This is a genomic window from Rhizobium sp. WYCCWR 11146 (assembly GCF_013591995.1).
Classification (GTDB): Bacteria; Pseudomonadota; Alphaproteobacteria; order Rhizobiales; family Rhizobiaceae; genus Rhizobium; species Rhizobium indicum.
Window position 1 is genome coordinate 204,009 of record NZ_JACCEY010000043.1, and the last position, 11,942, is coordinate 215,950.

The 11,942-nt window shown below is 60.5% G+C and carries 13 protein-coding genes; 3 read left to right on the plus strand and 10 right to left on the minus strand.

The annotated features are described in order from the left end of the window. The coding region (bcsN, locus tag HX899_RS34090; RefSeq protein ID WP_246697243.1) for a cellulose biosynthesis protein BcsN at positions 1–800 on the minus strand (800 nt) is incomplete at its 3' end. Positions 801–1,125: 325 nt separating this feature from the next. On the opposite strand from bcsN, the gene HX899_RS34095 reads away from it, so the two are divergent. Further along, positions 1,126–1,440: a DUF1236 domain-containing protein gene (locus HX899_RS34095; RefSeq protein WP_138328298.1), complete on the plus strand. Its 315-nt coding sequence runs from the start codon at positions 1,126–1,128 to the stop codon at positions 1,438–1,440. 36 nt (positions 1,441–1,476) lie between these two features. Here the strand turns inward: HX899_RS34095 and HX899_RS34100 are convergent, their stop codons facing one another. Then, the gene (locus HX899_RS34100; RefSeq protein WP_138328299.1) at positions 1,477–3,123 is read right to left on the minus strand and encodes a response regulator; all 1,647 of its coding nucleotides are present in this window, start codon (positions 3,121–3,123) and stop codon (positions 1,477–1,479) included. A 377-nt stretch (positions 3,124–3,500) separates the two neighbouring features. Here HX899_RS34100 and HX899_RS34105 point away from each other — a divergent pair, with 377 nt between their 5' ends. Then, positions 3,501–3,848 carry a response regulator gene (locus HX899_RS34105; protein ID WP_138328300.1) on the plus strand — a complete coding sequence of 116 codons (348 nt, stop codon included), beginning with the start codon at positions 3,501–3,503 and terminating at the stop codon, positions 3,846–3,848. A gap of 9 nt (positions 3,849–3,857) precedes the next feature. Here HX899_RS34105 and HX899_RS34110 read toward each other — a convergent pair whose 3' ends face one another. From HX899_RS34110 to HX899_RS34135, 6 genes are all read right to left on the minus strand, one after another. Then, complete coding sequence (locus HX899_RS34110; RefSeq protein WP_020049428.1) at positions 3,858–4,397, minus strand: MerR family transcriptional regulator; 540 nt, start codon at positions 4,395–4,397, stop codon at positions 3,858–3,860. A gap of 151 nt (positions 4,398–4,548) precedes the next feature. Beyond that, complete coding sequence (locus HX899_RS34115; protein WP_003547228.1) at positions 4,549–4,887, minus strand: integration host factor subunit alpha; 339 nt, start codon at positions 4,885–4,887, stop codon at positions 4,549–4,551. A gap of 105 nt (positions 4,888–4,992) precedes the next feature. Next, positions 4,993–5,964, minus strand: coding sequence for a beta-ketoacyl-ACP synthase III (locus HX899_RS34120; protein ID WP_138328966.1), 972 nt, complete (start codon positions 5,962–5,964; stop codon positions 4,993–4,995). Between the two features lie 20 nt (positions 5,965–5,984). Continuing rightward, positions 5,985–7,031: a phosphate acyltransferase PlsX gene (plsX, locus tag HX899_RS34125; protein WP_011651316.1), complete on the minus strand. Its 1,047-nt coding sequence runs from the start codon at positions 7,029–7,031 to the stop codon at positions 5,985–5,987. Positions 7,032–7,129: 98 nt separating this feature from the next. Next, positions 7,130–7,684: a DUF177 domain-containing protein gene (locus tag HX899_RS34130; protein ID WP_033180378.1), complete on the minus strand. Its 555-nt coding sequence runs from the start codon at positions 7,682–7,684 to the stop codon at positions 7,130–7,132. Between the two features lie 11 nt (positions 7,685–7,695). Further along, complete coding sequence (locus tag HX899_RS34135; RefSeq protein WP_181294499.1) at positions 7,696–8,352, minus strand: ubiquinol-cytochrome C chaperone family protein; 657 nt, start codon at positions 8,350–8,352, stop codon at positions 7,696–7,698. A 137-nt stretch (positions 8,353–8,489) separates the two neighbouring features. Between HX899_RS34135 and HX899_RS34140 the strand changes: the two genes are divergently transcribed. Beyond that, the gene (locus tag HX899_RS34140) at positions 8,490–9,023 is read left to right on the plus strand and encodes an outer membrane protein assembly factor BamE (protein ID WP_020049423.1); all 534 of its coding nucleotides are present in this window, start codon (positions 8,490–8,492) and stop codon (positions 9,021–9,023) included. A 97-nt stretch (positions 9,024–9,120) separates the two neighbouring features. Here the strand turns inward: HX899_RS34140 and HX899_RS34145 are convergent, their stop codons facing one another. Together HX899_RS34145 and nusB are read right to left on the minus strand one after the other, a co-directional pair. After that, complete coding sequence (locus HX899_RS34145; protein ID WP_138328303.1) at positions 9,121–11,259, minus strand: sodium-translocating pyrophosphatase; 2,139 nt, start codon at positions 11,257–11,259, stop codon at positions 9,121–9,123. A 198-nt stretch (positions 11,260–11,457) separates the two neighbouring features. Next, the gene (gene nusB / locus HX899_RS34150; protein ID WP_003547217.1) at positions 11,458–11,940 is read right to left on the minus strand and encodes a transcription antitermination factor NusB; all 483 of its coding nucleotides are present in this window, start codon (positions 11,938–11,940) and stop codon (positions 11,458–11,460) included. Positions 11,941–11,942 lie beyond the last annotated feature (2 nt).

The following is an 11,942-nucleotide window of genomic DNA, read 5'->3' on the forward strand; positions in this document are numbered from 1 at the left end:
ACACCTTGAGCCGGTTGCGCGGCCGAGGCGCTGCGAACGGCAGCGGCCCGCGGCCGGCTGACAATGGCAGGCGCCGGCTCGTAGCCGATCGGCATCGGGCTGGCGCGGTAACCGCCCTCGTCGGGATAGATCGGCACACCGGTGCGCCCGAGTGCAGCATCGGCGGGCGGCGGATTGCCGTAAGGGTTCCAGATCTCGCCGTCGAAGGTGCCGGTGACGGTGTAGCCATAGACGATGCCGAGCAGTTGGCGCTCGCTCGCTCTCGCATCGCAAAGGCGCAGGCGCAGCTGGATCATGCCGAAATTACGCGCCTGGGTATTGGCGTTGGTGCTCGAGCGGATCTGCTGCCAGGCATAGAGGCAGGTGTCGCCGGCACGGCTGCGGCCGGAGGCATAGCCGAAGGGGCCATAGGCGTTCTGCAGGAAGGTCGCCGAGGTCGCCATCGGCACGCCCGGGGCCGAACGGGCCACCTCGCGGGCAATACCGCTCTCGTTGATCATGCTGAAGCCGGCATTGCCGGCGCCGGGATTGGCTCCGGAACCGCCGAAGAACTGGACCTTCAGCGAATTCTGACCGGGCACGGAGGATGAGGTAAACAGCGAGATCGTCTGCTCGACGCCGTTGCCACGTTTGCGCTCGACGACGCTGACGATCGACGGGCCGCCCGGCGGCGGCAGGACCAGCGCCTTTTCAGGTGCCACGGTTTCCGGCGCGGAAGGCTGGCGCACACCGCCTGTCGATGTGCAGCCGGCCATCATGCCCGCCACGGCCACCAGCAATATCGTCTTTCGCAAGCGCATGTATCGAGCCGCCGCAATCGTCTTTCTAGAGATCCATTCGCAAGCCGAAACGCGACGGATCGTCGAATCAACGACCGGTTGGTCGTCCGTTCAGAATAAACGTCCAACATGGTTAGCGAAAAGTAAACAAGCGAGCTCTAACATCACCATCTGCACTCTTTTCGAACGCTGTTCAGACAGCTCAACCGTATGATGCAAAAATTAATTTAGTAACAACTTAAATGCTCTCATTGCGTCTGTTACTGCTGTCGCGAAAAGCCCGCGGGGAACTATGCCGCATGGCCAGCGTTGCCTTGATGTCTCAGGTAGGAAAAGGAGAAATCCCATGCGCAAAACCATGCTGGCTGCGGCCGCCATGCTGACCATCAGCTCCGCCGCCTTCGCGCAGAGCACTGTCATCATCACCGATCCCGCACCGACCGGCTCCGTCGTATTGCCGGGCGAGGTGCGCACCTATGTGATGGAGCAAACCACGCCTTCCATCGTCTATGACGGCGATATCGCAGTCGGCGCGACGCTGCCCGATACCGTCGAAGTGCATACCGTGCCTGATATCGACGGCTACGGTTATACCGTCGTCAATGAGCGACGCGTGATCGTCGAACCGAAAACCCATCGCATAATCCAGGTCCTGGAATAACCCGATCGTGAATGGACGTGCGGCCGTATTTCGGCTTCACGTCCTCTCATCTTCCATCCTCGCCGCGACATTCAGAAGTTCGCGGATCTTATGAGCAAGCTGCTCCAGGCTGAAGGGCTTGGCGAGCAGGGAAACGCCGTGATCGAGCACACCATTGTGGACGATGGCATTGCGGGTGTAGCCCGTCGTATAGAGGATTCGGATCGCCGGCCATTTTTCCTGGACGATATCGGCAAGCTGACGTCCGCTCATCTGCGGCATGACGATATCGGTGAAGATCAGGTCGACTGCCGCATTCTGCTCCAGAAGCATAAGCGCCTCCATGCCGCTAGCCGCCTGCAACACTGTGTAACCGAGTTCATGCAGGCTTTCGGCGGTCATGGTGCGGACGTTCTCATCGTCCTCCACTACCAGGATCGTATCTTTGACGCTGCCCTGAGGAAGCGGCTGGGCGCCGGCGACGTTCAACCGCGCGTCCGCCATGCCGACATGACGGGGGAGATAGATCTTCAACGTCGTGCCCCTGTCGATCTCTGAATAGATCTTGATGTGGCCGCCGCTCTGCTTGATGTAGCCGTAGACCTGGCTGAGGCCGAGACCTGTGCCTTTGCCGGGTCCCTTGGTCGTGTAGAACGGGTCGAAGGCGCGTTCGATCACCTCCGGCGACATGCCGGTGCCGGTGTCCGTCATGCTGATCATCACATATTGACCTGCCTCGACCTCCGAATGCATGCGCGAATATCGCTCGTCGAGTTCGGTATTGGCGGTCTCGATCGTCAGATTTCCGCCGCCCGGCATGGCATCGCGAGCGTTGACGGCAAGGTTCAGGATGGCATTCTCGAGCTGGCTCAAATCGGCAAAGCTCGGCCAGAGACCGCCGGCAAGCACGGTCTCGATCCGGATGTGCTCGCCGAGCGTGCGCCGCAGCAGCTCCGACATACCGCCGACCAGTTTGTTGAGGTCGACCACCTCCGGGGCGAGCGGCTGCTGGCGCGAGAAGGCGAGAAGACGCGCAGTCAGCACCGCCGCTCTCTGCGCACCATCTCTGGCGTTCTGGATGGAGTATAGCAGGCGAGGATCCTCGCTGCCGGTCAGGCGCCGCTGGGCGAGATCGAGATTGCCGATGATGATTGCCAGCATGTTGTTGAAATCATGGGCGACGCCGCCGGTCAGCTGGCCGATCGTCTCCATCTTTTGCAACTGGCGGACCTGCGCCTGAGCGGCGGCATTCTCTTCCATCTCGTGCCTGAGCTCGGCAGTGCGCTGGACCACTGTCTGTTCGAGGCGCGTGTTGAAGCTGTTCAGCTCGCTGCGAAGGCGGCTCTGTCTGCCATGGGCGATGATGATCATCTCCATCAGGCCGACGATGATCACGGCATTGATAACATAGGTGGAAAGGCCGACCCATTGGCCGGCGCTGGCCGGCCAGAAAACATTGTGCGGCTCGACAAAAAACTGCTGGACAATGAAACCGGCAACCAAGGTCGCGACAAATCCCGGCCCGGCGCCGCCTATGAAACTCGCGAGCAATATCGCCGGAAGGAAGCTCAGGAAGGGAAATCCGGAGAGAGTGTCGCTGGCGGCAAGCCTCAGAAGAAACGTCAGGCCAACGAAGGCAATGGCCAGCGGATATGTATAACCCGGCCTGTGACGCAGCCAATCCGTGGCACTCAGCAAATCCATTCGACACCCCTTCTGACAGCGCCGCGCGTCTTTCGAGAGCCGCAAAAGACGCTGCAACACTTTGAATTGCTGCATAATTTTTTCCATAAATCGATTCCGATTTAAGGAATTATCCAGGAGCCGTTGCAAAGACGGCATTCCAGCTTTTGCACATCGAATTTCAACCGGCAATATGCTGTTTCTCGCACTGCCGACCACGACGTCTTGACGAGCCGTGCAAGCAGTCCACATAAACCTCCATGCCTAAAGCGTATCGCAATCTTTCAGATTCGCTCCTTGCGCTTTAGGTCTTTGTTTTTACGCATGTCGTTATCGCAAAACCGCGGCACATTTTTGCGCGACGTGCTTTAGCAAGGGGGCAATGGGTGAACCGGATCATGAAAGACATATTCATCGTCGAAGACGACGCGCTGATTGCCATGCTGCTCGAGGACATGCTCGCCGATCTGGGCTACCGGGTCTGCGCCAGCGCGCCCGACCTGGAACGGGCGCTGAAAGCCGCCAGGGATACGGAGTTCGATGCTGCCATACTCGATGTCTCGCTTGCCGGGCAGAGTTCGCTGCCGGTCGCAAAGCTGCTCGACGAACGCGGAAAACCCTATCTCTATGCGACGGGATACGGTACCGCACCTGATGGCAGCAGCCCAAGCACGCTGCCCGTGCTGCAAAAACCCTTCCAGCTCAGTGAACTTGAACAGGCGATGAAGCGGCTTACCGAAGCCTGATTTTCTTATTCAGCGCACCTGATCGAGCAGACGCTTGCATTCCAGGAGGTCGTAGAGCGCCTCCTGCAGCAGCGCCCTGTCTTCCTTGCCAACGCTCGATTTGCCGATCGAGACTTCCTGCTCGTCGTCTCCGGCGACAAAATTGAAGAACCGGCGGGTGATCGGCGGCTTGGCGCGGCCGACGATCTGGTCTTCATCGGCCATGCCGACGCGCGGTTCCCCGGCACCCATGTCCTGCACGCCCGACGCAAGCGCCTCGACGCTGGCGAGATCGCCATGACCGACCGATATGACGAACTTGTTGCCGTTGGTCTTCAGAAGCTTCTGCACACCCTTGATCGTATAGCCATGATCATAGAGCAAATGCCGGATTCCCTTGAGGAGATCCACATCCTCCGGCCGATAGTAGCGACGGCCGCCGCCGCGCTTCATCGGCTTTATCTGGGGAAAACGCGTCTCCCAGAAGCGCAGCACATGCTGCGGCAGATCAAGATCGTCTGCGACTTCGCTGATGGTGCGAAAGGCATCGGGGCTCTTGTCCAACGTCATACTGCTACGCGACCTCGCGGCTCGATCCTACGGCGACTCATCATATTTCAACGGTTTGGCGCCGACAATTCAAGTCATGTCTTGACGTTGCGCACAAGGATGGAGAGCGCGAGGGAGAAAAAAAGCCGTTTCCGAAACGGGAAGCCGATTATCAGGGAGCCGGATTCAGCGGCTTCAGCTTGATCTTGCGAGCGACATGCGACTTGAGGATGCGTGTCTTCAACACGTTCGACGCCTTGAAGGTCATGACCCGGCGGGGGGAAATCGGAACCTCCTCGCCGGTCTTCGGGTTGCGGCCGATCCGCTCGTTCTTGTCGCGCACCTGGAAGGTGGCGAAGGAGGAAAGCTTGACGGTTTCGCCACGCACGATGGCGTTGCAGATCTCGTCGATGACGGTTTCGACCAGTTCCGCAGATTCGGTCCGGGAAAGCCCAACCTTTCGGAAAACGGATTCCGCCAGGTCTGCTCGCGTCACTGTTTTTCCGGTCATGGTTTCCCCGCCCATACAAAATATTTTGTGAAATCGCACGAAGAGTATTTGTCTTGCGCCTTACGGTCAAGCTCTTGTTCGCCGCCAGTTTTTTAGGATTCGTGCCTACCAGCGCAGCAGAACCGCACCCCAGGTAAAGCCGCCGCCCATCGCTTCGAGCATCACTAGGTCGCCCTTCTTGATGCGGCCGTCACCGGCAGCGGTCGCAAGTGCCAACGGGATCGAGGCAGCCGACGTATTGCCGTGCAGGTCGACGGTGATGACGACTTTCGCGGCATCGATGTTCAGCTTCTTCGCCGAACCGTCGATGATGCGGCGATTGGCCTGGTGCGGTACCAGCCAGTCGAGGTCATCGGCTGTAGTGCCGGTCGAATCGAAAGCCGCCTGAATGACATCGGTGATCATGCCGACGGCATATTTGAAGACCTCGCGGCCTTCCATGCGCAGCTTGCCGACAGTGCCCGTCGTCGACGGCCCGCCATCGACATAAAGCTTTTCCTTGTGCGAGCCGTCGGAACGCAGATGTGCGGTCAGCACGCCGCGATCGGCAGTGGTGCCCTCGCCTTCGGTCGCTTCGAGTATGATCGCGCCGGCGCCGTCGCCGAAAAGCACGCAGGTGGTGCGGTCGTTCCAGTCGAGAATGCGCGAAAAAGTTTCGGCGCCGATGACGAGAACGCGATTGGCAAGCCCGCCGCGGATATAGGCATCCGCGGTCGTCACCGCATAGACGAAACCGGTGCAGACAGCCTGGACGTCGAAGGCGAAGCCGTGGCTCATGCCGAGCCGGTTCTGGATGTTGACCGACGTCGCCGGAAACGTGTTGTCAGGCGTCGAGGTGGCACAGATGACAAGATCGATATCGGCAGGCGTCAGGCCGCCATTGGCAAGCGCTGCGCGCGCGGCCGCCTCGCCCAGCGACGCCGTCGTTTCATCATCACCGGCGACATAACGCTGGCGGATACCGGTGCGCTGGACGATCCATTCGTCTGATGTGTCGACGATGGCCTCCATGTCACGATTGGTCATCACGCGCTTCGGAAGTGCGGCTCCGAACCCGCGAACCACTGAACGGATCATCTTTGATTGAACCCCATCGCTCATGCTGCTTCCGGGCCCATCGGGGGCAGCCGCTTGGCATGATATTTCTTAAGATCGTTTTCTATTTTCTGATTGAGGCCGTTCTTGGCCATGTCGTAGCCGACCTCGATGGCGGCTGCGATGCCTTCGGCATTCGCCCCGCCATGGCTCTTGATGACGATGCCGTTCAGGCCGAGAAACACGCCGCCATTGACCTTGCTCGGATCGAGCTTCTCGCGAAGCATGTCGAAGGCGCTTTTGGCGAAGAGGTAGCCGATACGGGCGAGCAGCGTGCGCGACATGGCGGCACGCAGATATTCGCCGATCTGCTTGGCGGTGCCTTCGGCGGTCTTGAGCGCGATATTGCCGGAAAATCCCTCGGTGACGACGACGTCGACCGTGCCCTTGCCAAGGTCGTTGCCCTCGACGAAGCCGGAATATTCGAGCGAATCGATGTTCGCCTCGCGCAACAGACGGCCCGCCTCCTTGACCTCCTCCTGGCCTTTCATCTCCTCGACGCCGACGTTGAGAAGGCCGACCGTCGGACGTTCGACCTCGAAAAGCGCGCGCGCCATGGCGCCGCCCATCAGGGCAAAATCCATCAACTGCTGCGCATCGGCGCCGATCGTTGCCCCGACATCGAGCACGATGCTTTCACCCTTCAGCGTCGGCCAGATCGCGGCGATCGCCGGACGCTCGATATTGGCCATGGTCCGCAGACAGAATTTCGCCATCGCCATCAGCGCGCCGGTATTGCCGGCCGAGACCGCGACATCGGCGTCACCCGTCTTCACCGCCGCGATCGAGCGCCACATGGTGGAGATGTAGCGGCCACGGCGTAGCGCCTGGCTCGGCTTCTCATCCATGGCGACGGCAAGCTCGCAGTCGTGAAAGATCGATTTTTCCCTGAGCTTCGGAAACTTGGCGAGAACCGGATCGCACTGTTCCTTGAGACCGTAGAGAACGAAGGAAATATCCGGATGCCGATCCAACGCCTTGGCGGCGCCGGGGATGACAACCTGGGGACCAAAGTCGCCACCCATGAGGTCGAGAGATATTCTGATCACGCGTCCCTGATCCTTCTTTTCGCCGAGGGCGAAATTTCGGCCAAAATACCGGTTTTGGCGTCGCTTACAACTGAATTGTGTCAAATGCCAGAGGGGCTTCAGTCCTTTTTCCAGTCCTTGAGGGCTGCGAAAGCGGAGGGCTTTTTGTCGTCCTCGCCGCTGTCTTCGACATGGCCTGAGAATTCGATACCCTGCTTGCGCGGATAGGGATCGATCGCCAGAGCGGCGAATTCGGCAACCACCTCGCCGGCGTCGATCGTATCGCCGACAAAGTTCTCGGGCAGATCAGGACCGTCGGGATCGAGCAGCATCTCGCCGGCGTCGTTGCCGGCCTGGCGGGCAAGCTTGGAGCCTTCCGGCACGAAGATCTGCTCGAAGCTCTCGTCGATGGCGGATTCGACCGGTTCCAGCGTCACGACGCAGGACTGGACGATCTTCGCCTGCACGCGGCCCTTGATGCGCACGCCGTCGCGCTTCCAGCGGGCAATCTGCAGATCGGCGCTGAGATCATCGACGGAGACGACGTTCCAGGTCCGGGCCAACGCCTTCAGTTCGCTGGCGTCGGCCTCGACATGGACCTCGACGGGGTTGGCCGAGATGTGGCCGACCTTGACGTGATAGGAGAAGGGAACATCGTCCCGATCATTCTGCATCGTTTCCTCCTTCAGATGACCGGTGGGCAGGCGACCGGCGGGAGCGTTGCCGAACCGGTGGCGATTACCTCTTCGGCAACGGCGGATAGATGCGATTCTGCGGCCATCATCCATCCGGCGAGACCGGACATATCGGCCGGCGTCGCGGTTTCGGGGTAAATATTGCGCTGAAGGGCAAGAGCGAGGGCTTCGGCATCGCCCGTGTCCATCGCCTTCGAATAGGCTTCGAGCCGGCCGTAAAACATACCGGCGAGCTTTTTCATGCGCTTTGGCACGCTGTTGTCGCCGATGCCGAGTTCACGGATCGAATAGTCGATATCCTGGAAGAAAGCGTCGACGATCTCCTGGGCGATTTCCTGGCCGCTGGTGGCGGAAGCACGGGTGCGGCGAAAAAACAGAATCATGGCGATCGAGAGCATCTCGAAACGGCCCATGACCGTATCCGGCACATTGAGCCGCTCGTAGAGTTCCGGCATGCGCGCAGCCGCCGCCAACGCCGCATATTGCCTGTCGACGATCGCCTGATTGTTGTTTTTCTTGCGGAAGAGCCCGAGGATCATTGTTTTTTCCGGAAATGCCTCATTCTTCATGCCGGCTGGCGTATGGCCTTGTTGCATGATTTCGAAAGCTGGTTTACCGAAGCAGGCGCGAATTGCAATGCCGATCATGGCCAGTTTCGGGACGACGCCTTCGATGCGTCAGCGAAGCGAATTCGGGAAATTCGACCCGGAATGGCCACAATGGTTTTGCAGGAGGAAAGCGTGCAAGGCCCAGAATGGCTGCTATCGACACTCACAGGGAGTAGATGTCGTTGAAGAAACGGTATTTCAAGTCTGACATGAAATTCTTCAGCAGTGCGGCCATTGCCCTCATAATTGCCTCCACTACCGCTCTCTCCGGTTGCCAGACCAGCACCGTTCTCAACGGCGGCTACGTCGCCGACCAGCAGTCGCTGAACCTCGTTCCGGAAGGCTCCAGCCGCGAGCAGGTGCTGCTTTCGCTCGGCACCCCGTCGACGACGGCGACCTTCGACGGCGAAGTCTTCTATTACATCTCGCAGCGGCGCACGCGTGCCGTCGCCTTCCAGAAACTGAAGGTCGTCGATCAGAGCGTTCTGGCGATCTATTTCGACAAGGACGGCGTCGTCAGCCGCCGCGCCAACTATGCGCTGCAGGACGGCAAGGTGTTCGACACGATCGGACGCGTCACGCCGACCGGCGGCAAGGAACTCACCTTCCTGCAACAGATGCTTTCCGGCGGCAGCGCCGCGAGTGCTGCCCGCAGCCTGTTCGGCGGCGGCGCCGGCGGCACGCCGCAGAACCCAAGCAGCCTACGCTGATCGGACACGCCTTATACGAAGAACCCGCCGGATCGCTCCGGCGGGTTTTTTAATGGTCGCTGCGTCAGCTTGAAGTGTGCCAAGCCGGCGCCGTTGTTTATCCGGCGAGAACGGCCAGCAGCAGCAGCGCGACGATGTTGGTGATCTTGATCGCCGGGTTGACGGCGGGGCCGGCGGTATCCTTGTAGGGATCGCCGACGGTATCGCCGGTGACGGAGGCCTTGTGCGCATCCGAACCCTTCATGTGACGCACGCCGTCCTTGTCGACAAAACCGTCCTCGAAGCTCTTCTTGGCATTGTCCCATGCGCCACCGCCCGATGTCATCGAGATGGCGACGAAGAGGCCGTTGATGATGACGCCGAGCAGCGATGCGCCGAGGGCGGCAAAGGCGGAGGCCTTGGAGCCGGAGATGAGAAGCACGCCGAAATAGACGACGATCGGCGCCAGCACCGGCAGCAGCGACGGCACGATCATCTCGCGGATGGCGGCCTTGGTCAGAAGGTCGACCGCCCTGCCGTAATCCGGCTTTTCCGTGCCCTGCATGATGCCGGGCTTTTCCTTGAACTGACGGCGGACTTCCTCGACGATCGCGCCGGCCGCACGGCCGACGGCGGTCATCGCGATGCCGCCGAAGAGGTAGGGAATGAGACCTCCGAAGATCAATCCCGCCACTACGTAAGGGTTGGAAAGATCGAAGGAAATTTCGCCGATACCGGCGAAATAAGGGAACTTGTCGCCATTCGCCGCAAAATATTTGAGGTCGTAGGAGTAGGCAGCGAAGAGAACCAGTGCGCCGAGACCGGCAGAACCGATGGCGTAGCCCTTGGTCACGGCCTTGGTCGTATTGCCGACGGCATCGAGCGCATCGGTGGATTTGCGCACCTCCGGCGGCAGATGCGCCATTTCGGCGATACCGCCGGCATTGTCCGTCACCGGTCCGAACGCGTCGAGCGCGACGATCATTCCGGCGATGCCGAGCATGGCCGTGACCGCAATACCGGTGCCGAACAGGCCGCCGAGCTGGTAGGTGGCGAGAATGCCGCCAACGATGACGATCGCCGGCAGTGCCGTCGATTCCAGTGAAACGGCCAGGCCCTGGATGACGTTGGTGCCGTGACCGGTGACCGAGGCCTGAGCGATCGAGACGACCGGGCGCTTGCCCGTGCCGGTATAATATTCAGTGATCACGACGATCAGTGCGGTGACGACGAGGCCGATGATGCCGCAGAAGAAGAGGTTCGCGCCTGATATGTCGGCGCCTCCGACGGAGCCGATCGATCCCCAGCCGATGGTGAGCGAGGTGGCAGCGCCAAGACCGACGATCGACAGCAGGCCGGTGACGATGAGGCCCTTGTAGAGAGCGCCCATGATCGAGCCGTTCGAGCCGAGCTTGACGAAGAAGGTGCCGATGATCGAGGTGATGATGCAGGCACCGCAGATTGCCAGCGGATAGACCATCGCAGACTGGAGGATCGGCGCGCCGGCAAAGAAGATCGCGGCGAGAACCATGGTGGCGACGACCGAGACCGCATAGGTCTCGAAAAGGTCGGCCGCCATACCGGCGCAGTCGCCGACATTGTCGCCGACATTATCGGCGATCGTTGCCGGGTTGCGCGGATCGTCTTCGGGAATGCCGGCTTCCACCTTGCCGACGAGATCGCCGCCGACATCGGCGCCCTTGGTGAAGATGCCGCCGCCCAGACGGGCGAAGATCGAGATCAGCGAAGCGCCGAAGCCGAGCGCCACCAGCGCATCGATGACTTCGCGCGAGCCGCTCTCATGGCCGAGCCCGACGGTCAAGATCGTATAATAGATGGAGACGCCGAGCAGCGCCAGGCCAGCCACCAGCATGCCGGTGATCGCACCCGACTTGAAGGCGATGTCGAGGCCGGCGGAAAGGCTGACGGAAGCCGCCTGAGCGGTGCGCACATTGGCGCGGACGGAGACGTGCATGCCGATGAAACCAGCAGCACCGGAAAGCACGGCGCCAATCAGGAAGCCGATCGCGGCCTCGCCGGAAAGAAGCAGCCAGGCTAAAATGAAAACAACAACGCCGACAATGGCAATGGTTCTGTACTGGCGCGTCAGATAGGCTTGCGCACCCTCGCGGATATAGCCCGCGATCTCCTGCATGCGGCTGTTGCCCTGATCGGCGGCAAGCACCGACCGGGTTGCCCAGGCGGCATAAACCACCGAGAGCAGACCGCATGCGATTACGCATAAAAGAATCGTCATTTCGCTCTTTCCTCCCATAGGCCGGAGCTCACTCCTTCTCCGGCAGATATGCCGCCGAATCGCCTTCCTCTCCACAGAAATGCCACAGCTAAGCGGTGCGGAGATTGCTTGGTCGATCACGTGGCGTCAAGACCGCAACGGGCGAAAACCATTGCGGTACGAAGAAAGACGTAGGGGGATTGTTTGGCGGCTAAAGACTTATTTCTTCGCCTCGCCGCGAACCTGCTTTGCGATGCGGTCGAGCACGGCGTTGACGAGCTTCGGCTCGTCGTCATCGAAGAACGCCTGGGCGATCTCGACATATTCGGTGACGATGACCGCCACCGGGACGTCCTTGCGGTCGGTGATCTCGAAAACGCCGGCGCGCAGGATGGCGCGCACTGTGCTGTCGAGGCGCGACAAGGCCCAATCATCCTGCAGAGCTGCGGCAATCAGCGGATCGAGGCGGACCTGATCGCGCACGACACCGGAGACGATGGAACGGAACCAGGCGGCATCGGCTTTCAGATAAGTCTCGCCATCGATTTCCTGACCAAGACGGTGCGCCTCGTATTCAGCCACGATCTCCAGAACGCCCGTGCCGCCGACATCCATCTGATACAGTGCCTGAACGGCAGCAAGACGGGCAGCGCCCCGCTGGTTCGCAGTCTTGACCGGCCGTTCCGTCTTGTCGTCGTTCATTC